This window comes from Nocardia sp. FBN12 (assembly GCF_050320175.1).
Classification (GTDB): Bacteria; Actinomycetota; Actinomycetes; order Mycobacteriales; family Mycobacteriaceae; genus Nocardia.
Genome location: NZ_CP190048.1, coordinates 4425261 through 4447649 on the forward strand (window position 1 = coordinate 4425261; position 22389 = coordinate 4447649).

Genomic DNA, 22389 nt, shown 5'->3' on the forward strand with positions numbered 1-22389 from the left:
CGACGATCTCGCTCGACCAAGAACGAATTGCATACATAGCGATGTGTGCATATGATTGCGATCGATCGTAACGCCAGGAGAGGGGCACGCAATGGGCGCAGGACACGGGCATGACCACGGGGTATCGGCCGACAGCGATCGACGCTGGCTGGCCGGCGCGCTGGCGGTGATCGTCACGTTCCTGATCGGCGAGGTGGTGGTCGGCATCATCGCCGATTCACTGGCACTGCTCTCCGATGCCGCGCACATGACCACCGACGCGGCGTCGATCGCGTTGGCGCTGTGGGCGATCCGGCTCGCGGCGCGACCGGCGACCGGGCGGATGACGTTCGGCTGGAAACGGGCCGAGATCCTGTCGGCCCAGGCCAACGGGCTGACGCTGCTGCTGCTGGCGCTCTGGCTCGGCTACGAGGCGATCCGCAGGCTGTTCGAGCCGCCGGAGGTACACGGCTGGCTGGTGCTGATCACCGCGCTGGTCGGCGTCGCCGTGAACGTACTGGCCACCTGGATGATCAGCCGCGCCGATCGCACCAGTCTCAATGTCGAGGGTGCCTACCAGCACATCCTCAACGACCTGTTCGCGTTCATCGCCACCGCCGTCGCCGGTCTGACCATCATCCTCACCGGCTGGGTCCAGGCCGACGTGGTCGCCACCCTGATCGTGGTGGCGCTGATGATCAAGGCCGGGATCGGGCTGATCAAGGCATCGAGCCGGATCTTCCTCGAGGCCGCGCCCGAGCACCTCGACCCCGCGCTGATCGGCCGCGACATGGCCGCGCGCGACGGCGTCACCGAGGTACACGACCTGCACATCTGGGAAATCACCTCGGGCTCCCCTGCCCTCTCCGCCCACGTTCTCGTGCAGCCCGGCCACGACTGCCATGCGGTCCGCGAGGACATCGCGCACATGCTCGACCACGATCACCACATCGAGCACGTCACCCTGCAGGTCGACCACGCCAGCCCGAAGCTTCTCGACATCGGCAACCGCGACGCCAACCACTGCGCCGATTCGCACGGCCCGAAGCACGTCTCCACACAGGCTCCGCACACCCACTGACCCACCGACGAGGGAAGGCCTCACACCCATCGGGTGCGAGGCCTTCTCGTCGGTCACGCGCTAGCGAGGACCAGGTCGTTTCATCGACCTAAGTGGGGCTGATTCAGCCGCCGAAGGAACCGGTCCACAGGGTGTCGACCAGGCCGTGCAGGGCGGCACCAAGGGTGTCGAAGAGGCCGCCGAGGGCAGCGCTACCGGTGTCGATGATAACGGGGATCATAGTAATTCCTCTGTTTCTCGCATAGGCCCAGCCGAAGCTGGCTTACGAATGGCATATCGAGCCTCAAACGCCACGAGTTACGGTTTTCCGGATTTAGTGACGCTGGTAACAACCCGGCCACAACACCGCCCCTACCTGGCATTTTCGCGCGATACCCAATGTTTCTTAATTAACTCTGAGAACTCGATGAGATTCATATTTCGACATCCGATAAGGCCAGGTTTCCATTGCCCCAAGAAATAGGGGCATCGCTACACACCGTCACACACAAAGGCGAAATCCGCCGGTCAGGCGGCACGAATCAGTTCGCCGGGCACGCGTTCACATAGGCGTGGCCGGGCAGGGCGTCGGCCCATTCCTCGCGGGTGATCGGCGTGGTGCCGCTGGCACAGATGCGGTCGGCCTCGACGTCGGCGTCGGTGCGCCATTGCCGCAGGGTGCCGTCGACGGCGGACTCGGTAAGGATGGCGCCGTCCGCCGCGAAGGCCAGCATCGTGGGTTGACGGTGGCGCTGGCCGCGGGCGATCGTGGCGTAGGCAGTGGGGTGCGCGGGGTCGGTGTAGTCCCAGAGCAGGATGGTGCCGCTCACGACGTCGTCGATGGCGAGCCGGGTCCCGCTGGGGTCGAAGGCGACCGAGCCGGCGGAGCCGTTGGCACCGGCGGGGACGGCGAGGGCAGCGGGTGCAGTACCCGGCTCGCCGAGCGCGTAGACGAAGGCGCCGGTCAGGGTGCCGACCGCGAGGGTGCCCCGCGAGCTCAGGGCCAGCGAGATGGTCTGTCCCGGGGTCCGCAGATCGGACAGTTCGGCGATCGGCACCGCGCCGGGCGTGGTCGGGAAGACACTGACATTGCCGGTGCGGTGGCTGCCGACCGCGAGCAGGCCGCCGTCCGGGCTGAAGGCGAGCGAGGTCGGGTAGCCGCGGCCGAATCGGATACTCGACCGCAACCTGGGTTCGCCGGTGACATCGAAGATCTCGACGGTCTGGGTCATGCTGTGACCGATGGCCAGGGTGCCGTCGGGACTGAACGTGATCGCGCGAATGTCGACGCCGGCCGCGCTGAGCGGGGCGCCGACCCGACGCGGAGTCGCCGGCTCGGTGATGTCCCACACCTGGATCGTGGATTCGGTTCTGGTCACCGCCCTTGTCCCGTCCGAGGCGATCGCGACGACGTCGATCAGGCCCGCGGGGTCGCCGTCGAGCCGGGCCCGGTCGGTGGCGAAGGGCGTTCTGGCCAGCATCCGCAAGTGTGGGAACAGTCCCTGCGGGAGGACGGGCTGGTCGAGCGGAAACCGGAACAGTGTCAGCGGGCTGGTCGGCACGACCGGGCCCGGCAGCTCGAACACGTGCACGGCGTGGTCGAAACTGGTTGTCACCAGCGATCTTCCACCGCGCAGGAAGCGCGCGCTCGCGACCATGTCGATCGGGAACGTGACCACCTGCTCGCCGGTGTCCAGATCGTGGATGCGGGCCCTGGTGTCGCCGCCGACGATCACGGCGGATCGACCGTCCTCGGTCACTGACACGTCGATGTATTCGTTGGCGCCCCTCGTCACGGCAGGCATCGGATCGAAGCTGGCGGCGCCGACGCGCCAGCGCGCGACCTCACCCGGATTGAGGCCGACGGCCAGCACGGTGCCGTCGCCGTTGAACTCGACCGATCGCGCCTCCGCACCGCCGGGACGTTCGACGCGGTGATCGAACGCGGGCGCCTGATCGCGGTCGAGCGTCGCGGTGTTCCAGCCGCGCACTGTGGTCGTCCAGATTCCGCCGAACAACGACGGCGCCGCCACGACCAGCGTCCGATCGCTCAGCGCGACCTCCGCACGCTGTCCCGAGGCAGACAGCGTCGGCAAGGCGACCGGGCGCGCGGGATCGTCACCGAGCCGCCAGACCGACACAGTCGCACTGTGGGTACCGATGGCGACGAACCCGAGGTCGGGGCTCAGCGCGACCGACGCGGGCAACCGCCCGGCGAGGGGGAGCTGAGCCACCTGGCGCGGCGCGCCGGGATCGGCGATGTTCCACACGGCCGACCCCAGATCGCCCGCGACGACCAACCATTGGCGATTCGCGCTGATCGCGATGCCGCGGATATGGCCGCTGTCGGTCGCGAATCGTGGCCATCGGTCGATGCCCGCGTCGGTTACCCGGACCAATTCCACGGTGCCGTCGCCCTCGCCGATCGCGATCAGGTCGCCCTGCGGTGTCGTCGCGAGGCGCGGTGCGTCCGGATCGAAGACCACACCGCGGCCGAGGACGACACCGGGGCTGATCCGGATCGGCGCGTTCGTCGCGGTGTTCTCCAACAGGGCCGAGCGCGCCTCCTCGGTCGGGGCGGTGCGGTAGGCGGCGAGGGCGATCTGCTGGGACAGTGCGGGATTGAGGTTGCCGCCGCCGCGCGCGACACCGGCGAACAGTCGCGAATTCGATTCCGCCCGCGCGGCCGCGTTCTCGATCCGCAGCCCGACGAGTTCGGTCACCGACACCACCGCGAGCAGCACGGCCAGCGCCGCGGCGACCGAAACCAGCCACAGCGCGAGGTTCGCCCGCGTGCGGGTTCTCGCGATCGCCTCGGTGACCGTGCGGGCGGCCGAGATCCGGTCGGCATAGTTCTGCGGTGCCTCATCGGCGGCTTCGCGATACGCCGCCGACGCCACCACCACACGCAGCGAAGAGCGTTGGGCCGCGGACAGTTTGCCCGCATACCCGCCGACCGCCGTCAGGTCGGTCCCCGACAGCCCGGCGGTCACCGCGCATGCCGGGTCGAGCCGCCGGGGTCGCAGCGTGCGCAGCACGGCATGCCGGGGGGCGAGGTCGTCGAGGGCGACGGCGATCGCCGCACCCATCGAGGCACCGTTGATATCGTTGGCCGGTGCGCTGCCGTGTATCGAGACCGACCACAACACACACGCATCGGTCGTCGCCGATCTGCTGATCTGCCAGGCTTTTTCGAGACTGTCGGTGAATTCGCGGTCCGCCTGCAGAAAGCCCATCCGCGCCGGGTCGGGATGCAGCCCGCTCGGCCCGCCACGCACCTGGTCGAGGCGAAGCACGCCCACCTCGCCGCCGCCACGGAAGTTCAGGAACAGCACGCTGATCCGGCTGCTGCGCACCACGGGAAGTCGATGCCCGGCCAATTCCAACGCGGACATGATGGCGTATCCGCGCGCCGCCCGACCGCCCTGGCCGAGCAGATGGCGCACGATATCGCCGAGCGGCGCGTCCTCGCTGGTGATCGGAATGCCGGCCGGTAGCAGCTGGGTGCCGACCGAGATTAGACCGGCGCGTTCGGCGTGATCGAGGAACGCTTCGCACGCCTCATCGGTGCCGGTCGAGCCGGTCAGTGCCTGGGCCAGCACGGCCATGGCCCGCGCGGCCGACAGATCCGCGGTGATCCGCCGGCCCTGCGCATCAGGATCTTCGGCTTCTTCTTCGAGCAGATCGTCGGCGGCGAGGTCCTTCCACCGCGCCAGGGACTGCCGGGCCAGCACACCCGTCTCCCGTCGGTGCTCGAGCAGTTGTCGCGCGGCCTCTGGCCCGGCGGCCACGGCATCGCGGCACAGGGCGAGCCACCGTTGCGGCGCACCGGTCAGCTCGATCAGTACCGCGTCGTCGGTCGACAGCACGTCAGCCGGTCGGTCGGTCGATTCGACCGTCATCTGTCCCCCGTCTCCCGCCGGGCATCACCCGACCCTCCCGAGAATGCCCCGATACGATTGCATCCCAGCACATCATCGATCGACCCAGGGGACCACGTTGTCGAGACGACACCTCGCCCGGCGCAGCTTGATCGCGACGGCCCTGCTCGCCGTGATCCCGATATCGGCGAGCTGTGCCGGCGCCGAGGACACCGCCCCGACGCCGACAACGGCAGCAGCGCACGAGGTTTCCGCGCCTCCGCTGCCGAGCGCCGAGGACATCGGGCGCCTGATGCAGCGCCTGCTCGACACGACCGTGTCCAATGCCGAGAAGCTGGAGCTCATCCAGGGCATCGGGAGCGACCCCGAACTGCCCAACCGTGTCGCCGACGCACCCCGCCAGGGCGGCGCCACCATCGCGATCACCATCACGGGTACCCGAATCGCACCCCCCGGCATGCTGGCCGACGGCACGGCCTCGATCAACAACAGCCCGCCGCAACCGGTCATCGTGAACTTCGTCGCCGAAGGCGGGAAGTGGAAGGTCGAGAAGGCCTGGTACTGCCAGATCGCGTTCTCGTTCATGGTCACCTCCCCTGCCTGTCCCACGTGACCGCGAACCGGTCGGGGCGACAAGCGCATCTGTGTAGGAGCCCATCGACCTGAGAAGGAGGCGCCGCGATGCGACTGATGTCGGCCCGGCCTGCGGCGCAGGTACGATCGACGGCGTCGATTGTGCGAGCTATGGCTTGCCCGACGCCGGTCGAGCGGGGGTATCTGGTGGGTTCCGAGCCGTTGGACCACTGGCTCGGCGCCGCGTGGAGCGAGGTTCCCGAACAGGTGCGCCCGGCGGTCGTCGACCACATCTTCGGCGTCGATCTGGTCACCATGTCGAGCTATGCGGCGGCCAAGGCGCGGTATGTGCTGGAACGGATCGACCCGGACATGCGCAGCGACTTCGAAGACGTCGCCCAGGACACGATGGTCGAGCTCACCGCGACCTTGCCCACTGAGCGAATTCGGCACTGGAAAGCGTTGGTGCTCAAGAAGCTGCAGTGGCAGGTGCTGCAGGACCGGCGCAGTCGCACCGCCGAGAAGCGCCACCCCGGCCAGCGGGTCGACTACGAGTCGGCCGTTCTGGTACTCGAGGACCACCGGTGCGGCGACGCCGAGAACCGGCTCGCCGACCGCGCCGTCCTGCACGACGCACTGGCCTCGATCACGCACGAGGAGACCGCGGCTGTGCTCCGGGCGACCTTCGTGATCGCCCCGGACGGCAGTTATACCGATGTGCAGACCACCGGCGAGGTGGCTCGGGACCTGCGGTTCAGTCAGGAGAAGGTCAAGCGATTACGCGCGGCGGGCGCCAAGTTGCTGCGCGATGCGGTGCGTGCGCAGCTCGACGCTCGCGACCGGGACAACGAGGAGACATCGTGATGGGACCGGATCATGACGCGGACCGCCTGTGTCTGCCTGTCGATATCGATGTGCTGATCGCCTTCGCCGAGGCGGGCGACGACACCGCTGTCGATGCGGAATCGGCCGCCGCCGGAGCCCGGATCGCGGAACGAGTGTTGGGCACAGCGCGCGGCGGCTCGACTTCCCTCGATGCGCGCCGGGCCGTGATGGTGGTGCGCGGCTGGACCGTGCAACCGCTCGCCGCGTCGTCCGAGGGTGAGACGACGGCGACCCACGCGGTGCAGAAACAGCTGGACCGGGAGCTGGGGATCGAGTTCACGCGATCGCCCGCCGGTGCGGAGCAGACGCGAATCTCGGTGCACTCGTTCGGCGCTCGGGCCGCGGCGGGCGACATCGTGCGAGTGGCGGTGCGCCTCGGTGCCGAGCGCACCGAACTGCTGGTCGTCCTCTATGCCGAGGACGACGGCACGCTCACCGGTCAGGTGGTCACCAGGGCGCTCACGATGTCGGAGGATCTCGAGATCGCGCTGCTGCCGAGTGCCGCGCTCGGCACCGAGCACACCGCCGCGGTCACCGACGCGGTGCGCTGCTCGCTCACGGCCGGACGCAATGCGTGGCGGCGGGTGGCCAAGGGTCTCACGCCCGGTGATCCGGTGCGGGCCGCGATCGTCGCGGGTCTGGGCTGAACTTCGGATCGAGGAACCCGGCTGCCGAAGTGCGCGTCCGGCAACCGGGTTCAGGAAAGCCCTGGGAGGGCGCGCCCCCGACCCGGGTGGAACCCCCCTGCGGCTCCACTCGGCGAGCTTTCGGCGCGGCCGTCACTCCCAGGGGCGGTAGTACTCCACCGACGCCGGTGCGCTGGTGGCGCAAACGTCGGTGAAACCCCTCGCCAACACTGATGCCATCCGGGGTGCGATCGGTTCGCGGCGAACCGCTGCCCGAACGCGGCGCATCTATGTTCTCGACGGCCGTTGTTCGGCCCAGTAGCGAGGAAGGCGGGATGACACCTTCGAGGGACGACGCGGCGCGGCAACTCGGCGTTGCCGCGGCGATGGTGTTTCGGGTCAGCGCGTATGCCAGGGCCGGATTGCGGGGGACGGCTGCGGCTTTCGAGGCGCAGGCGCGGTTGCTGCTCGCCGATGGCGAGGCCACGCATCAGGAGAGCGTGCGGGACGCGTATGCGCGCGAAGCGGAGTTCGCCGCTGCAGGCGATGTGGAGGCGGCCCGGCGGCGATGCGCCGATGAGGTCGATGTGGCCGATCGGCGGCGGCACTCGTTGATCGCCGCCATCGCTCGTCATCGCCTCGACGAGGACACCCGGAATCGGCATCGTGGGGCGGCGATCGACAAACAGGAGCGGGCCGCGGAGCGAATGCTGATCGAGGCGGACCGCGGCGATCTCTGCGCCTACCGGCCGACCGTCAGCTCGGCAGGCGGCGTGACGATAGACGAGTTGGTGGCGGCGCAGGAATTAGCCGTGCACGAGTTGCGGCGCCGGTTGGACGTCTACCTGGCGGCGGTCGAAGCCGATCCCGACGACGACAGATACGTGGCGGACCTGTGAGCCGGTCAGACGAATCCGTCGCCGTCAGCCGGACCGAACCGAACGCCGCTACCGCTGACGCACCGCGCCCCTTCCGCCGTGTCGGCCCGACCTCAACATTCGACCGCGATCGCGGCATCGCCGACCAGGTGCGAATGCTCGGAATCGCGCTGGCGCAAGCCGATTCGTTCAGGTGATTCCCGCCCACCGATCGGCAGTCCGGCGAGCATGCGGACAGCCAAACCCACGAACGCGAGATGGGTGCGCAGGGCCCGCGGCGACCGGGCGACGGAGGCGACGGTGCAGGTACCGGTCGGCGCGGGCAGCCCGGCGAATCTGTCGGCGAGCCAGTCGAGAATCGCGGGCACGATGAGGAATTCGAGTGGAAGGTGCGAGCCTCGGCGCACCCGCAGGTAGCGCACGGTCGCTCCGGCCTGCTCGTACCGCCGCACGTGGGCGTCGACGTCGGCGACGGCGATCACCTCGTCGTTGACCCCCTGGACGATGAGCAACGGGGCCGCGGGCGCGCGTGCGCCGGGTTCGATGTCGGCGAGGATGCGGCGCAGGACGGGTTCGGCGAGCAATGCCCCGATGCCGTCGCGCAGATGCCGGGTGACATCGCGACGGGCGAACCGAAGCAACAGCGCGAAGGTGCTGCGTACTTCGGCTTCGCCCAGCAGCCCGCGGTATCGCGCGTCGAGGTGAGCGTGCAGCACCGGATCGAGCTCGGGATAGGCCTGGCGCAATCCGGCGACGAACGCTGCTGGGAACCCGGCGAACCATCCGCCGTTGAGGCGAACGAAGGCGGCGGCCGGGTCGCCCACTGGTGAGCCCGCCGCCGCACCGACGACCGTCAGCTCCGGCGCGTACTCGGCCGCCAGCTCCGCCGCCCATACCGTCGCCAATCCACCACCCGAATAGCCCCACAGCGCTACCGGCGTGGCGGACCCCAACGCCATCGGGGCGAAGCCGAGCGCGGCCCGAATCCCGTCCAGCGCACGGTATCCGGGCTCACGCGCCGCACCGAACCGGCCACCGAAGCCCTCGTGGTCCGGCACCGACACCGCCCAGCCCTGCTCCAGCGCCATCGCGATGATCGGCAGCTCGAGCGGCGCGATCGAACCGATCGTCCACGCGCCACGTCGCAGTGCGTACGACGGAAAACATTGTGGGGCAACGGCATCGATGGCGCATTGGAACGACACCAGCGGGCGGGACCGCGCGCGAGCACCCCACGGCAGCAGCACGGTCGTCACCGAGACTTCCGGCGCACCGTCGAGATCACAAGTGCGATAGAGCAATTGCCACGCCGCGACCCGCTGACGCACCAGGCCGAACAGCGCGACCTCCACCGGCCGCGACCGCACCACCGTCCCCGGCGCGAGCGCGTCGATGCCGGGTGGGGTGGTGTAGAACGGGTCGTCGGGCGGCAGCAGGGGCGCGTCGAGGGTCATAGGCTGCCCCCGCCACCGAAGAACCAGGGGTTGAACGTGCAAGCCAAGGTGGGACTGCCTTCCGGATCGAGGGCACGCAGCGCGATCGAGGTGGCACGCGGCGAATACATCATGGTCAGGTGGTCGGAGACGTCCTGCTCGCAGCCGTCCTGCAGGGCGATGTTGTCGACGGTCGCGTCCGGACCGGCCCGCAGGAAGCCGAGGTCGAGGGGATTCATCACCTCGTCGTAGCGCGAACCCACCACGGTGTAGGCGACGCCGGGCACGGTGTCACCGGTGGCGTTGAGGGTGGTGTAGAACGGCGAGCCGATGGCCTGTTCGACATTGGACGCGCCGATGACCGGCCGGTAGAAGCCCATGATGTCGATGCCTGCGTTGTTGATCAGCCGGCCGAGGGTGGCGATGCCGAGCAGCGAGGTGCCGTGATGGGTGGCGCCGAAACTCACCAGCTTGCCGACCTTGCCCTGACCACCTTCGAACTTCAGGTAGTGATTGGCGACGGTGCCGCCCTGGGAATGGCCGACGATGTCGACCTGGTCCGACCCGGTCGCGGCGCGTACCCGCTCGATGAACGCGGCGACCTGGCGCGAGGAGTCGGCCATCGGACCGACCCCGAAGCGGCCCGGCAGCACGGCGCCGAGTCCACCGGCCTCCAGCAGCCCGGACTTGCCGAAGTTCAGGGTGAACACGCAGTACCCGGCCTTCGCCAGCCGCGGCGAGAGGTAGGAGAAGGTGTCGTAGGCATTGAGCCAGGTGCCGTGCAGCAGTACCACCGGGCGCGGGTGCTGCGCCGAGGGCTTGCAGTCCCAGCGGTTGGCGCCGGGCGGCGCGGCGTCGGGGTGCAACAGGCCGTAGGCGAAGGCGGGCAGGTAGGCCGACATCTCGGGGCCCTCGCCCACCGCGTCGGACGCGCGGCTGCCCGACGAACCCGAGCTGCTGCCCGAGGCGCTGCCGGTGTCGGCGATGGCGGTGGGGGTGCGGCCGTCGGCGGCGGCGACGGTGCCCGCGTTCAGGTATTCGGCCAATGAGGCGATGGTCGGCTCCAACGTGGGAGCCGCGGTGGCCGGGCCCGCGGCCGCGGTCAGCGCCACGGCGATGCCGATTCCGCACAGGGCACGGCGAAGGGGATGCATCGTTGCATTCATGGGGAGTCACTTCTCCTAGATCCGCGTCGGCGAACCAGCTCGGACGCGCTCTGCGAATCTATGACCCGGGCCACAGTGCTGTCACTGCACCGGGCAACGAGAAACTCTGGACGAGATTGGCATGAGAGCCAAGGTCTGGTCGGTTTCGATCGGACTGTCCTACTCCCGGCTGTTGTCGGACACAATCGAGTCATGCTCGCCGAACACCCCGTTTCCGCACTCCCCGCCCTGCCCGCGCTCACCGCCCGGCTGTTGACGCGGTGGCCACAGATCTCCGAGCGCATGCTCGCCGACGGCCTCGGCGCCAACGCACCTGCCGAACTACCCGACGGCCACTTCACGGCGGAAGTGCTGCCGACCATCTACGCGTGCGGTCGGGCCGTCCTCGAGGCGATCGGCGCCGACCGGGAATTCACCTACGCCGAGGTCGCGGCGTTCGTCGCCCCGGTCGCCGAGCGGCACGCCGAGGACCGGCTGCCGTTGCCGATGTTGATCGGCGCGATCCACGGGTCGGCGCAGTCGGTGTTCGCGGAGGCGCTGTCGCTGGCCCTACCCACCGAAACCGCGGAGATGGCCCGTGTCGGCAGCCGCCTGCTCGACCTGCTGCGCCACATCAATATGACGGTCGTGGAGACCTACACCGAGGTCGAACAGTCGATCTATCACGCCGAACGCGAGGCGCGCCGGGAGCTGTGCTCGGCACTGGTCCGTGGCCTGCCCGCCGAGGAGCTCGCCGCCCGCGCCGACACCATCCTCGCCGACCAGTACACGGTGCTGGCGGTCCACCTGAGCGAACCGCCCCGCGTCGGCACCGCGGCCAACCTGGTGACGAGGCGCCGGATCCGGGTGTTGCAGCGCGCGCTGGACGAACTCACCGGCACCACTACCCCGGCCACCTTCGACGGCACCCACGGCATCGCGTTGCTGAGTCACAGTTCCGAAACCGACATCGCGGACGCGGCGAAGTTCGACGAACTCGCCGACCGTCTGCGCGCCCAGTTCGGGGTGCCGGTGTATCTGGCCGAATTCTCCGGGATCAGCCGCGAGGCGATCCCTGCCGCGGCCAAGGACGCGACCGAACTGACCGAACTGGCGCGGCTACGCGGCAGGCCCGGCGGCTGCTATCGGCTCGACGATCTGCTGCTCGAATATCAACTCACCCGCCCCGGCCCGGCCCGAGAACGTCTGGCGCAGCGGGTGATTCCGCTCTTGAGCAGTCCGCACCTGATCGACGCGCTGGAGGCGCATCTCGTGCACGGCGGCGACCGCAAAACGGCGTCACGACTTATTCACGTGCACCCGAACACATTTACCTACCGGCTGCGCAGAATTGCCGAACTCACCGGCCTCGACCCGGCAGATCCGACGGATTCGCGCATGCTCGCCGCGTCGCTGACTGTTTATCGCCTGGATTCACTTGACAACGAAAAAACCCGCTATTCGACGTGTGCATCGAATAGCGGGTAATTCGTTTCCCGACAAGGAAAGTCTGATCGCAGCGCGCTCTTTACAGGTAGGCGCTGCAGGTCGGCCAGGCGCCGGGACCCTGCGCGGCCAGCACGTTCTCGGCCACGCGGATCTGCTCTTCACGGCTGGCGTTGTCGGCGGTGCCTGCGCCACCGTAGGCTTCCCAGGTGCTCTGCGAGAACTGCAGGCCGCCGTAGTAGCCGTTACCGGTGTTGATGTTCCAGTTGCCTGTGCTCTCGCACTGCGCCACGGCGTCCCAGTTGTTCGCCGAAGCGGTTGCGGTGGTCAGACCGGCCGGAACGGCGATCATCGCGCCGGCAACAGCGGCAAGACCAAGGGCACGGGTGGTGAACTTGCGATTGAAAGACATATAAACAATTCCTGTCTGCGCCCACCGACTCGGTGTTGGAAACTACCGCGTCCCTGCCCCTCAGTCGTGTCGGGGATCCTCGAATCGTGGAGCAGGCTTTCTGGCGATCAGCGATTCGATTCGGCCCGGTTGGTGTTCAAGCCGTGATCGAATGTAGCTGGAATGTTCGCTGAGATCACGTCGCGATCACGGAGGTGTTTGTAGCGGATATTGTCCAAAGGAACACTGTTCCACGCAGGTCGGCCGTAACAAATCCGTAATCACATTGCTGTTGTTATAGGCTCGTGATGTGACGGGCCTCACGCACTTTCGGTGGTCCCGGTCACGTTTCCTTTCCGGCAATTCGGGCAGCACGGGCGAGCCGCGCGGGGGGATGATGGGTCGAAAGGAGGCGCTATGAGCATTCGCCGGACCCTGTTCACCGTCATCGCGATCAGTCTGGTCGCGACCGCGACCGTCGGTCTCTACCTGTTCCAGCCGTGGCGGTTGTTCACCACGGTGACCGTCGACGAGGCACCGATCGTCGCCGTGGACGGTGCGCCGCCACCGGTGATCGCCACGGGTACCTTCCTCTCCCATGAGCACGACACCTCGGGCACCGTGCAGCTTCAACGCACGTCAGAGGGCACAATTGTGCTCCGGATCGTCGACCTGAACACCTCCGACGGGCCCGCGCTGCACGTCTGGCTCACCGATCAGCCGGTGATCGCCGATGACTGGCACAACTTCGACGACGGCAACCACGTCGACCTCGGCGCCTTGAAGGGAAACGAGGGGAACCAGAACTATGAGCTGCCCGCGGGCAGCGATCTGTCGACCGTGAAGTCGGTCAGCATCTGGTGCGAGCGCTTCCGGGTGTCCTTCGGCGCCGCCACCCTGACCCCCGTGTAGCCCGACCCGTCAGGCGAGCAAACGCCGCTCGGTGGCCACCGCGACCGCCGCCGCGCGCGTATCGACGCCCAGCTTGTCGTAGATGCGGCCGAGATGGGTTTTCACCGTGGCCTCGCTGATGTGTAGTGCGCGGGCGATCTCACGGTTGCCGAGGCCGTGCGCGAGCTGGCCGAGGATGTCACGCTCGCGCGCGGTGAGCGTGGGGCCCGGGTTGCGCATTTTGGCCATCACCTTGGCGGCGACCGGGGCGGACAAGGCGGTCTGCCCGCTCGCGGCGGAGTGGATGGCGGCGAACAGTTCCTCGGGCCGTTCGGCCTTGAGGAGATAGCCGGTGGCGCCCGCCTCGATCGCGCGGGTGATGTCGGCGTCGGTGTCATAGGTGGTCAGCACCAGGACGTGCGGGGTGGGCGCGAGCTGGGCGGTGATGCGGCGGGTCGCTTCGACACCGTCCATGTCGTTGCCGAGTTGCAGATCCATCAGCACGACGTCGGGGTGCAGGCTCGCGGCCAGTGTGACCGCGGTCGGGCCGTCGGCGGCCTCCCCGATGACCTCGATATCGGGCGCGCTCGACAGCAACGCGTGCAGTCCGGCGCGGACGACGGCGTGATCGTCACAGATCAACAGGCGCACGGTGGTGGTCACAGCTGCCGATGCTAGTGGGCCGAGGGCCGCGCGACCGAGGACAACGGGCGAGCGGCTGCCGCGGGCCGGTCGGCGGCCGGGAGCTCATCGGTCGGCAATCGGCTGGTCGGCGGCCCGATTCGGGTCGGTGGCCAGCGGGATGGCGGCCGAGAGCACGGTGCCGTCGCCGGGTGCCGATTCCACCGTGCAGGTGCCGCCGAGCTGGCGAACGCGCGCGCGAATCGCGGGCAGGCCGTGGCCGCGGTGGTCGGTGGACTCGGTCGGTGCGTCGGGGTCGAAGCCGCGACCGTCGTCGGCGATGTCGAGCACGATCTGGTCGTCGAGGTTGGTCAGCGTGATGGTCGAGGTGGTGGCGGCCGCGTGTTCACGGACGTTGGCGAGCGCACCCTGCGCGATGCGCAGCAAGGTGGCCTCTACCCGCTGGGGCAGCGGGCCCGGCGCTCCTTCTATATGGCAGCGCACCGTCAGCGTGTCGGTCGTCTCCCGTTCGGCGAGCGCGGCCAGCGCGGCGGCGAGCGATCCGCCCGCGGCGAGGTCGGCGGGGGCGAGGTCGTGCACGAAACGGCGCGCCTCGGTGAGATCACGTTCGGCGATCTCGGCGGCCGACCGCAGGTGACTGTGCGCGAGCGCCGGGTCGCTGTCCCACACCAGGTCGGCGGCTTGCAGCAGCATTCGCTGACTCGACAGGCCCTGGGCGAGGGTGTCGTGGATCTCCATGGACAGGCGTTGCCGTTCGGCCAGTGTCCCCGCCGTGCGTTCGGTGGCCGCCAGTTCCTGTCTGGTCCGCACCAGGTCGTCGATGAGCGCGGCCTGACGCTCGGCCTGACGGCGCATCCCGACGAACAGCGCCGTGGTCACCGCCGCCACCGCGGGCGGGGCGAGCACCAGATTCGGATCGAGCCACCCGGCGATGCGCACCTGACTCACCACCACCAGCGCGGTGAGCGCGACGACCAGGATCACCGCGACCCGCTCCGACAGAATCCGCAGTCCCGTGTAGACCAGCGGCACCGCGCACCAGGCGAAACTCGGCGCGAGCACCACCAGCACCGACCAGGTGAGCACCAGCATCGCGAACCACACCAGCCGACCCGACTGCCGCAGCTCGCTCAGCGCGTACAGCACGGCGAGCACCACGGAGAGGACGACGATCAACGGTGTCGACCGGGTCTCGCTGTGCCGGATCAGCCATCGCATCAGCGAAGCAGCGAGCAGCACGTAGAACGCGCTGTGGACGATGACGGCAAGCAGTCGCGTGTCGTCCCGCTGGGCGCCGAGCAACTGAGTCATGTCATCCACCTGTGTTTCCGGCGGCCGGCGCCGCGGTTCGTCTCCTCGTGACCTCGATCTTCCCTTCCCACGGGGCCTCCCTCGTCGCGCCTCGGCGGTCGGTCCGGATCGACACGGCCGAGAAAAGGGCTCGGCCTGGGCAAACTCCGATTCTCCCCTGGCGATCGCCCCCAGCGGGTCATCCGATCGGTTGACCCGGGTGTCGACCGATTCGGCCGCGGAGTACAGCCACTACGCCGATTCGGTGGGGGCGCGCGGCGAACAGGATGGATATCAACAGGCCACGGCAGACCGCCGGCCGGCCGAGATCCGCACAGGAGCAGCCATGACCGCCAAGTCCACCACCCGCAACCGCCTCATCATCGCCGGTGCCACCGCCGGTGTCGTCGCCGCCGGTGTGGTCGGCGTCGTGACCGTCCAGGCCCAGGATCAGGACCCGGCCACCCGCACGCCGGTTGTCGTCAACGCCGCCGACGCCAACCTGGCCCAGTCCACCCACCTGTCGATCGCCGCCGCCACCAAGGCCGCGCAGACCGCCCTCGACGCCGCCACCAAGGAGAACCAGCGCGTGAGCGTCGCGGTCGTCGATCGCAACGGCAACGTCATCGTCACCCTGCGCGGCGACGGCGCGGGCCCGCAGTCCTACGACGCCGCCCAGCAGAAGGCCTTCACCGCCGTCTCCTGGAACGCCCCCACCACCGAACTGGCCAAGCGCCTCGAGTCGGCCCCCCACCTGGCCGACATCGACGGCACCCTCTTCCTCGGCGGCGGTGCCCCGGTGAAGGCCGGCAACGCCCCGATCGCGGGCATCGGCGTGGCAGGCGCCCCGAGCGGCGACCTCGACGAGAAGTTCGCCCAGGCGGGCGTCGCGTCGCTGGGTAGCTGAGCTACAGCACCGAGCAAGGGCTCTCGTACCGTCGAATTCGACAGTGCGAGAGCCTTTTTCGGTTATGTCGACCAGGGCATGCCCACCCCCACCTCATTCCGTGCGGCGGGCGCGGGCGCGGCGTTTGCCTTCGTGCATCGCCTGGACTCGGGCGATCGGGATGGTGTGCCCCTCGGCGATCAGGTCGGCCGGAAGCGCTTGTGGCGCGGGCATTTCCGTTGCCCACGGGTCGGCGTCACCGAGCAGGTTCGGTGCGGAGCGCAGGGTGAAGTCGGCGGGGTTCACCGAGTCGATATCGTTCCAGTGCAACGGGAATGACACCGGGACCCCCGGCCGAATCCGCGGGCTGTAGGCCGCGATCACCGTCGCGCCGCCTGCTCGAGTCGAGTCGAGGAAGACCTTGCCCTCTCGGTCTTCGCGAATGAACGCGGTGGTTCCGATCGCGGGATCGATGCGTTCGGCGCGCGCGGCGATCGCGCGCGTCGCGGCGGCCGCGTCGTCGATGGCGACACCCGGTTCGATCGGCACGAAAACGTGTAATCCCTTGGCACCGCTGGTTTTCACCGCACCGGCGAGACCATCCGCTGCCAGCGCCGCCCTGATCAGATGCGCCCCCGCGGCGGCGTCCCGGAATGTCTGCCCCGGCGACGGATCCAGATCGAGAACCAGGTGCGTCGGCCCCGCGCTGTGATCGACCGGCAGCAACAGCGGGTGGTACTCCACCGCCCGCTGGTTCCCGAACCACATCAGCGTGCGCACATCATCACCGAGCGCGTAGGTGACCTCGCGATGCGAACTCTCCGCCCACACCGTCGCCCGCGGCACCCAGTCCGGGGTGTATTTCGGCAGATTCTTCTGCATGAACGGCTCCTGCCCCGGCCGCACCCGCACCACCGAGAGCGCGCGACCGCGCAAGACCCGCACGAGCCGCTCCCCCACGAACTCGAGATAGTCGACCAGATCGCGCTTGGTCGCCTCGGCCCCGTCGAACAGCGGCTGATCGAGATTGCTCATCTCCACCCCACCGCGCAGCTCTTTGCTGGTCATGGCCCCACCTTGCCCCGCAGGCGCGGGGGTGGTCAACCAGTCGAGGCACCCGACCGCCGTTCTGTCCACGGACGGCTGTGTTCTCCGGGCGGTATGGAAGCGAAGCCGCGGTGTACTCGCTCGCCTACCGCGACAACATCAGTCTGGCCGCCGGCGACGAGGATGCCGCGCGATTCTGGATCATCTGAGCCAGGGCCGCGACCACGCGTTTTGGTCGAACACCTGGTCGTCGGCTATCGTATGTCCGCGCGGCTCACGCAGGTGAGCTGTGGTTCTGGCCCCGTCGTCTAGCGGCCTAGGACGCCGCCCTCTCAAGGCGGTAGCGCGGGTTCGAATCCCGTCGGGGCTACAACGAGAACTCCTCGGTCTTGGTGACCGGGGAGTTTTTTGTGCCCGTTCTTGTCTCCCGAGTGCAACATATTGACAGACGTTGCATGATTCATACACTGTAGGAAACGGTGCATGGAGGTGACGTGATCGAGCAGACAGCCCTGGAGAAGCGACTTCAGGAGGCGGCCGCCCGTCCCGATGCCGTGAGCGCGTTTCGCGCCGCCAGGGCCGTGTTCCTGGCCGGGCACCGACTGGAGATGAAGGAACTCGCCGTCGCGCTCGGCGTGAACCGGGCGACACTGTTCCGCTGGGTCGGTGGGCGCGACGAGTTGCTGGCCGAGGTGATCTGGTCGATCACCGAGCCGACCCTGCGACGCGCGGCCGCCGCGGCCCCCGGCCATGGCGCGCACCGCATCGCGACGATCCTCGGCGATTTCGCCCACGCCACCAACACCTCCGACGCCTTCCGCGAGTTCCTGGTCCGAGAGCCGGAGCGGGCGCTGCGATTGCTCACCACCCGTGCGGGATCGGTGCAGCACCGCGTTGTCGCGATCGTGGAAGACCTACTCGCCGAAGAGATTTCGGCACAACAGCTCGACCCGCTCCTGCCGGTGCCGGAATTGGCACTGCTGCTGGTGCGGATCACCGAGACCTTCATCTACACCGACGTGATCAGCGGTGCGGACCCCGACGCGGCCAGAGTTGTCCAGGCGTCGTTGGTTCTGCTGGGCGAACGGCCCGAACAGTAAGTCAGCGAAAGGACACCATGAAGCGCTCCATCTACACCGAGGACCACGACGCCTTCCGCGCGTCGGTCGCCGAGTTCGTCAAGCGCTCGATCGAGCCGAACGCCGAACGCTTCGTCGAAGAGCGCGCGATCGATCGCGAAACCTGGCTCGCTGCAGGTGAAATGGGCTACCTCGGCCTCGGTGTGCCCGAGGAGTTCGGTGGCAGCGACGCGGGTGACTACCGGTTCAACGCGGTCCTCGGCGAGGAGTTGGCCAAGGCGGGCGCGGCGTTGTCGTCCTCGTTCGGCATCCACTACGACGTGTGCGCGCCGTATCTCGTCGAACTCACCACCGACGAGCAGAAGCAGCGCTGGCTACCGAAATTCTGCACCGGAGAGCTCCTCACGGCCATCGGCATGACCGAGCCGTCGGGCGGTTCCGACCTGGCCGCGCTGAAGACCACCGCCGTGCGCGACGGCGACGACTGGATCATCAGCGGCTCGAAGACGTTCATCACCAACGGTTTCAACGCCGACCTGGTTATCGTCGCCGCCCGCACCAGCCCGGAGAAGAAGGCCAAGGGCATCACGCTGTTCGCCATCGAGAACGGGATGGACGGCTTCACCCGCGGGCGCAAACTCGACAAGGTGGGTCAGCCCGAATCCGATACCGCCGAGCTGTTCTTCGACAATGTGCGCGTTCCCGACGCCAACCGGATCGGCGAAGTCGACCGCGGTTTCATCGCGATGATGGAGCGACTACCGCAGGAACGCATCGGCGCCGCGGTCTCCAATCTCGCTCATGCCGCCGCGATCCTGGACGAGACACTGCAATATGCCAAGGAGCGCAAGGCTTTCGGGCAGCAGATCGGCAGCTTCCAGTACAACAAGTTCCTTTTCGCCGAACTGGTCACCAAAATCGAAGTGACCCAGGCATTCGTCGATCAGGGCGTCGCGGCTCACGCGGCCGGCGAGCTCTCCGCGGTGGATGCCGCGAAGGCGAAGTGGTGGTCGGCGCAGGTGCAGAACGAGGTCCTCGATGCCTGTGTGCAGCTGCACGGCGGCTACGGCTACATGCGCGAATACCGGGTCGCCCGGGCGTGGATGGACGCTCGGGTCACCAAGATCTGGGCGGGTTCCAACGAGATCATGAAGGAACTGATCGGCCGCGATCTGGGCCTGTAGAGGAAAAGCGTCGCGCCCGGCGTAGGACCACCGGGCGCGACGCGACGCCGGTCAGCTCAGGATGATCGGCAACGCGGCCAGATCGTTCTGCGTGAGCACCGGCAGGTTGCCAAGCTCACTGTCGGGCACGGCAAGCCGCAGCTTCGGGAAGCGGGCGAACAGCGCGGGCAGCGCGATCGCGGCTTCCAGCCGCGACAGCGCGGCGCCGGGGCAGATGTGCGGGCCGTAGCCGAAAGCCAAGTGGCGGTTGGCGCTCGCGCGGGTGACGTCGAATTCGTCGACGGTCTCGCCGTGCACGGCGGTGTCGCGGCCGATGGCGCGGTAGGACATCACCACGCCCTCACCCTTGGCGATCACGGTGTCGCCGACGGTGATGTCCTCGGTGGCGAAACGCATCAGCAGGTGCGAGACCGGCCCGTCCCAGCGCAGCGACTCCTCGATCACCTGCTTCCATTCCACCTCGCCGGCAAGGACTTTCGCCAGCTGCTCGGGTTCGCCGAGCAGCGCGCGCACGGTGTTGATGATCAGGCTCACGGTGGTCTCGTGGCCCGCGGCGACGAGGGCCTTGATATTGCCGATCGCCTCTTCCTCGGTGAGCGGCTCGCCACCCTCGTCGGCGGTGACGAACGCCGAGGTCAGATCGTCGGCCGGGTTCGCGATCTTCTCCCGGACCAGGTCAGTGAAGTACACATCGAGGCCACCCATCACCTGGAGGCGCTCGTCCTGCGGAGTCATCACCGAGAAGAACTTCTTGTACCAGTCCAGCAGCTGCGCGTGGTCTTCGCGCGCGACTCCCATCAGGTCGCCGACCACGCGCATCGGCAGCGGGTAGGCGAAGACCTCCTTGAGGTCCACCGGTGCGCCATCGGTACCGGCGGCCTCGAGGTCGTCGAGCAGGTCGGCGGTGAGCTGCTCGATGACCGGGCGTAGCTCTTCGAGCCGCCGCGGGGCCAGCGCCTGCGCCGTTTTGAGCCGCAACCGGCGGTGCTCGGCGCCGTCGACGCTGAACATCGAACGGTCGACGAGGACCATCCCGATCAGCGGCCACTGGTCGGTCACCACGCCGTCGGCGTACAGCGACCACGCGTTGATGTCCTTGACCAGGCGGGTGTCGGTGGTCAGCTGGCGCGCGATGGCGTGATCGGTGACGGTCCAGGCGGGCACGCCGAGCAAGTCGATCTTGGTGATCGGGCCGAGCTCGCGAAGTCGGGCGGTCTCCCCGTTGAGGTCACCGACCATAGGATCGATGGCAAAGGGGCATGGGGAACTCACGAAAAACCTCCGACGGGTCGAACTGGTGTGAAACGAACGGGCAGTGCGGACATGCCCCGAAGGAAAGCCGAAGGTCGTCGGGTGAGCTGGTCGGCGGGCACACCGAGGTCGACATCGGGGAGCCGGTCGAGCAGCACCTCGATCCCGGTCCTGGCGATGATCTCCGCGATCTGCTGTGCCGGGAAAGGACAGCGGTATTCGCCGTAGCTGAACGCGAAGTGGGCGTTGTTACCGGTGGGCACGGAGCCGCCCTCGGTAAACGATTGGCGCACATGCGGATCGAGATTGGCGGCCGCGAGACCGAGCAGCAGCATGTCGCCCGCCCTGATCGTCTTGTCGGCGAGCCGGGTGTCGCGCGCGGCCCACCGGCCCGCCAGGATCGAGGTCGGTCCCTCTTCCCAGAGCACCTCGTTCATGGCCTCGCCGACACTGCGCCTGCCACCGCCGAGCGCGTTCGCGAACCGGTCGTCGGTGAGCATCAACCGCATCGAGCTGCCGAGCCAGTCTGCGGTGGTGAGGTGACCCGCGGCGGCGATCGCCATCAGGTCGTTCATGTACTCCTCGTCGGTGAACGGCTCGGGGTCGGCCAGCATCAGCGATGCCAGATCGCCCGCGGGACGGGCTCGTTTGGCCGCGACCAGGCGCGCCATGTGTTCGCCGAAACGGACGTGGCCGGCCTGGGCGTCGGCGCCGCCGTCGGCGAGCTGCTTCATCGCCAGGGCGAGGTCGGCGGCGTCGTTGTCGGGCAGGCCGAGAATGCGCGCCAGGGCGAGCGCGGGCAGCGGCACCGCGAACTCGGCGACCAGGTCGGCGCTGCCGCGACCGCAGAATCCGTCGACCAAGCGGTCGGCGAGTTCCTCACAGGCCCTGCGCAATTCGAAGTGGTCGACCGCGTCCAGCGCCGGTTCCACCATCGCCAGATGCCTGCGATGTTCGGCGCCGGCGGTGAAGTAGATCGAGGGCATGGGGTGCCCCACCATCGGCAGCAGCGGCCAGTCCTCCGGCACCCGGCCCCACTGATTCCACAGCGACACATCGCGCGGGAACAGCAGCGGATCACTGGTCACCTGGTGCAGTTCGCGATAACCGATGATCAGCCACGCCGGGAACCCGCCGGGCAGCTCGACCTCGACGACCGGGCCGTGATCGCGGCGCATCCGCCGATAGACCTCGTGCGGTTCGAGGTGGAACTCCGGACCGCTCAACGGCACCGCGCCGGTGATCGGGCAGGCGCCGGTCGGTGTGCTCATCAGACGGGTTCTCCCTGTGGGACAGCGGAATACAGGTGCTCGACCAATGCGATCAACACCTGCTTGCTCGATTCGCGCGAGCGCGCGTCACACATCAGCAGCGGCACCGCCGGATCGAGATCCAGCGCGTCGCGCACGGCATCGGGCGCATGGGAATCGCCGAAGTCGTTGCAGGCCACCACGAACGGGGTGCCCTGATGCTCGAGCCGGTCGATCGCGTACCAGGAGTCGCTGATCCGGCGCTGGTCCACCAGCACGATCGCGCCGAGCGCACCCGCGAACAGCCGGTCCCAGAGGAACCAGAACCGTTGCTGCCCAGGGGCTCCGAACAGATAGAGCACGTGTTCTTCGTCGAGGGTGATGCGGCCGAAATCGAAGGCGACGGTGGTGGTCGACTTGCCCGGTACCCCGCTCGTATCGTCGACGTCGGTGCCGACGTCGGTCATGGTGGCCTCGGTGTCGAGTGGCCTGATCTCGCTCACCGAACGCACCAATGTCGTTTTGCCGACACCGAATCCACCGATGACCACGATCTTCAACCCGTGCTTTGC

Annotated in this window: 19 protein-coding genes, 1 tRNA gene and 1 pseudogene; 11 read left to right on the top strand and 10 right to left on the bottom strand. The window is 68.2% G+C overall.

Annotated elements, in window-relative coordinates; all coding sequences use genetic code 11:
* Positions 1–91: 91 nt before the first annotated feature.
* Positions 92–1060: a cation diffusion facilitator family transporter gene (locus ACQHI0_RS20980; protein WP_427903547.1), complete on the top strand. Its 969-nt coding sequence runs from the start codon at positions 92–94 to the stop codon at positions 1058–1060.
* 521 nt (positions 1061–1581) lie between these two features.
* On the opposite strand, the gene ACQHI0_RS20985 is transcribed toward ACQHI0_RS20980, so the two are convergent.
* Complete coding sequence (locus ACQHI0_RS20985; protein ID WP_427903548.1) at positions 1582–4941, bottom strand: WD40 repeat domain-containing protein; 3360 nt, start codon at positions 4939–4941, stop codon at positions 1582–1584.
* 97 nt (positions 4942–5038) lie between these two features.
* Here ACQHI0_RS20985 and ACQHI0_RS20990 point away from each other — a divergent pair, with 97 nt between their 5' ends.
* The 4 genes from ACQHI0_RS20990 (at position 5039) to ACQHI0_RS21005 (ending at position 7903) form a co-directional block, all read left to right on the top strand.
* Positions 5039–5533 carry a hypothetical protein gene (locus tag ACQHI0_RS20990; RefSeq protein WP_427903549.1) on the top strand — a complete coding sequence of 165 codons (495 nt, stop codon included), beginning with the start codon at positions 5039–5041 and terminating at the stop codon, positions 5531–5533.
* A gap of 131 nt (positions 5534–5664) precedes the next feature.
* A complete protein-coding gene (locus ACQHI0_RS20995) occupies positions 5665–6357 on the top strand; it encodes a hypothetical protein (protein WP_427903550.1) in 693 nt (230 codons plus the stop codon).
* Positions 6354–7025 (top strand): hypothetical protein, encoded by a 672-nt coding sequence (locus ACQHI0_RS21000; RefSeq protein ID WP_427903551.1) that lies wholly within the window; start codon positions 6354–6356, stop codon positions 7023–7025. The genes ACQHI0_RS20995 and ACQHI0_RS21000 overlap by 4 nt, the downstream gene beginning before the upstream one ends.
* Before the next feature lie 314 nt (positions 7026–7339).
* Positions 7340–7903 (top strand): hypothetical protein, encoded by a 564-nt coding sequence (locus ACQHI0_RS21005; RefSeq protein ID WP_427903552.1) that lies wholly within the window; start codon positions 7340–7342, stop codon positions 7901–7903.
* Positions 7904–7995: 92 nt separating this feature from the next.
* Here ACQHI0_RS21005 and ACQHI0_RS21010 read toward each other — a convergent pair whose 3' ends face one another.
* On the bottom strand, positions 7996–9336 hold the full coding sequence (locus ACQHI0_RS21010; RefSeq protein WP_427903553.1) for a lipase family protein: 1341 nt from the start codon (positions 9334–9336) through the stop codon (positions 7996–7998).
* Positions 9333–10481 (bottom strand): esterase/lipase family protein, encoded by a 1149-nt coding sequence (locus ACQHI0_RS21015; protein WP_427903554.1) that lies wholly within the window; start codon positions 10479–10481, stop codon positions 9333–9335. Before ACQHI0_RS21015 ends, ACQHI0_RS21010 begins: the two co-directional genes overlap by 4 nt.
* Before the next feature lie 192 nt (positions 10482–10673).
* Between ACQHI0_RS21015 and ACQHI0_RS21020 the strand changes: the two genes are divergently transcribed.
* Positions 10674–11948 (top strand): PucR family transcriptional regulator, encoded by a 1275-nt coding sequence (locus ACQHI0_RS21020; protein WP_427903555.1) that lies wholly within the window; start codon positions 10674–10676, stop codon positions 11946–11948.
* 43 nt (positions 11949–11991) lie between these two features.
* Here ACQHI0_RS21020 and ACQHI0_RS21025 read toward each other — a convergent pair.
* A pseudogene (locus tag ACQHI0_RS21025) lies at positions 11992–12318 on the bottom strand (transglycosylase family protein); the annotation flags it as partial.
* A gap of 396 nt (positions 12319–12714) precedes the next feature.
* Between ACQHI0_RS21025 and ACQHI0_RS21030 the strand changes: the two are divergent.
* Complete coding sequence (locus tag ACQHI0_RS21030; RefSeq protein WP_427903556.1) at positions 12715–13209, top strand: DM13 domain-containing protein; 495 nt, start codon at positions 12715–12717, stop codon at positions 13207–13209.
* A gap of 9 nt (positions 13210–13218) precedes the next feature.
* Here the strand turns inward: ACQHI0_RS21030 and ACQHI0_RS21035 are convergent, their stop codons facing one another.
* Both ACQHI0_RS21035 and ACQHI0_RS21040 read right to left on the bottom strand, forming a co-directional pair.
* On the bottom strand, positions 13219–13851 hold the full coding sequence (locus ACQHI0_RS21035) for a response regulator (RefSeq protein WP_427903557.1): 633 nt from the start codon (positions 13849–13851) through the stop codon (positions 13219–13221).
* A gap of 84 nt (positions 13852–13935) precedes the next feature.
* The gene (locus ACQHI0_RS21040) at positions 13936–15141 is read right to left on the bottom strand and encodes a sensor histidine kinase (RefSeq protein ID WP_427903558.1); all 1206 of its coding nucleotides are present in this window, start codon (positions 15139–15141) and stop codon (positions 13936–13938) included.
* 325 nt (positions 15142–15466) lie between these two features.
* On the opposite strand from ACQHI0_RS21040, the gene ACQHI0_RS21045 reads away from it, so the two are divergent.
* Complete coding sequence (locus ACQHI0_RS21045) at positions 15467–16027, top strand: GlcG/HbpS family heme-binding protein (RefSeq protein WP_427903559.1); 561 nt, start codon at positions 15467–15469, stop codon at positions 16025–16027.
* Between the two features lie 93 nt (positions 16028–16120).
* On the opposite strand, the gene ACQHI0_RS21050 is transcribed toward ACQHI0_RS21045, so the two are convergent.
* Positions 16121–17074: a DNA polymerase domain-containing protein gene (locus tag ACQHI0_RS21050; RefSeq protein ID WP_427903560.1), complete on the bottom strand. Its 954-nt coding sequence runs from the start codon at positions 17072–17074 to the stop codon at positions 16121–16123.
* A 276-nt stretch (positions 17075–17350) separates the two neighbouring features.
* Between ACQHI0_RS21050 and ACQHI0_RS21055 the strand changes: the two genes are divergently transcribed.
* From ACQHI0_RS21055 to ACQHI0_RS21065, 3 genes are all read left to right on the top strand, one after another.
* Positions 17351–17423 (top strand) — tRNA-Glu (locus ACQHI0_RS21055).
* Between the two features lie 124 nt (positions 17424–17547).
* Positions 17548–18153, top strand: a complete 606-nt coding sequence (locus ACQHI0_RS21060; protein WP_427903561.1) for a QsdR family transcriptional regulator — start codon at positions 17548–17550, stop codon at positions 18151–18153.
* Between the two features lie 17 nt (positions 18154–18170).
* Positions 18171–19316: an acyl-CoA dehydrogenase family protein gene (locus ACQHI0_RS21065; protein WP_427903562.1), complete on the top strand. Its 1146-nt coding sequence runs from the start codon at positions 18171–18173 to the stop codon at positions 19314–19316.
* A gap of 51 nt (positions 19317–19367) precedes the next feature.
* Here ACQHI0_RS21065 and ACQHI0_RS21070 read toward each other — a convergent pair whose 3' ends face one another.
* Genes ACQHI0_RS21070 through ACQHI0_RS21080 form a run of 3 tightly spaced genes read right to left on the bottom strand, consistent with a single transcriptional unit; the run spans position 19368 to position 22377 of the window.
* On the bottom strand, positions 19368–20555 hold the full coding sequence (locus ACQHI0_RS21070; protein WP_427903563.1) for a cytochrome P450 family protein: 1188 nt from the start codon (positions 20553–20555) through the stop codon (positions 19368–19370).
* Positions 20556–20584: 29 nt separating this feature from the next.
* On the bottom strand, positions 20585–21838 hold the full coding sequence (locus ACQHI0_RS21075) for a cytochrome P450 (RefSeq protein ID WP_427903564.1): 1254 nt from the start codon (positions 21836–21838) through the stop codon (positions 20585–20587).
* Positions 21838–22377 carry a GTP-binding protein gene (locus ACQHI0_RS21080; protein WP_427909242.1) on the bottom strand — a complete coding sequence of 180 codons (540 nt, stop codon included), beginning with the start codon at positions 22375–22377 and terminating at the stop codon, positions 21838–21840. The genes ACQHI0_RS21075 and ACQHI0_RS21080 overlap by 1 nt, the downstream gene beginning before the upstream one ends.
* Positions 22378–22389: the final 12 nt, after the last annotated feature.

Coding starts and splice junctions, on each gene's coding strand:
- ACQHI0_RS20980 (WP_427903547.1), top strand. CDS start 92: ATGGGCGCAGGACACGGGCATGACCACGGGGTATCGGCCGACAGCGAT.
- ACQHI0_RS20985 (WP_427903548.1), bottom strand. CDS start 4,941: ATGACGGTCGAATCGACCGACCGACCGGCTGACGTGCTGTCGACCGAC.
- ACQHI0_RS20995 (WP_427903550.1), top strand. CDS start 5,665: ATGGCTTGCCCGACGCCGGTCGAGCGGGGGTATCTGGTGGGTTCCGAG.
- ACQHI0_RS21005 (WP_427903552.1), top strand. CDS start 7,340: ATGACACCTTCGAGGGACGACGCGGCGCGGCAACTCGGCGTTGCCGCG.
- ACQHI0_RS21010 (WP_427903553.1), bottom strand. CDS start 9,336: ATGACCCTCGACGCGCCCCTGCTGCCGCCCGACGACCCGTTCTACACC.
- ACQHI0_RS21015 (WP_427903554.1), bottom strand. CDS start 10,481: ATGAATGCAACGATGCATCCCCTTCGCCGTGCCCTGTGCGGAATCGGC.
- ACQHI0_RS21020 (WP_427903555.1), top strand. CDS start 10,674: ATGCTCGCCGAACACCCCGTTTCCGCACTCCCCGCCCTGCCCGCGCTC.
- ACQHI0_RS21030 (WP_427903556.1), top strand. CDS start 12,715: ATGAGCATTCGCCGGACCCTGTTCACCGTCATCGCGATCAGTCTGGTC.
- ACQHI0_RS21040 (WP_427903558.1), bottom strand. CDS start 15,141: ATGACTCAGTTGCTCGGCGCCCAGCGGGACGACACGCGACTGCTTGCC.
- ACQHI0_RS21045 (WP_427903559.1), top strand. CDS start 15,467: ATGACCGCCAAGTCCACCACCCGCAACCGCCTCATCATCGCCGGTGCC.
- ACQHI0_RS21050 (WP_427903560.1), bottom strand. CDS start 17,074: ATGACCAGCAAAGAGCTGCGCGGTGGGGTGGAGATGAGCAATCTCGAT.
- ACQHI0_RS21065 (WP_427903562.1), top strand. CDS start 18,171: ATGAAGCGCTCCATCTACACCGAGGACCACGACGCCTTCCGCGCGTCG.
- ACQHI0_RS21070 (WP_427903563.1), bottom strand. CDS start 20,555: ATGGTCGGTGACCTCAACGGGGAGACCGCCCGACTTCGCGAGCTCGGC.
- ACQHI0_RS21075 (WP_427903564.1), bottom strand. CDS start 21,838: ATGAGCACACCGACCGGCGCCTGCCCGATCACCGGCGCGGTGCCGTTG.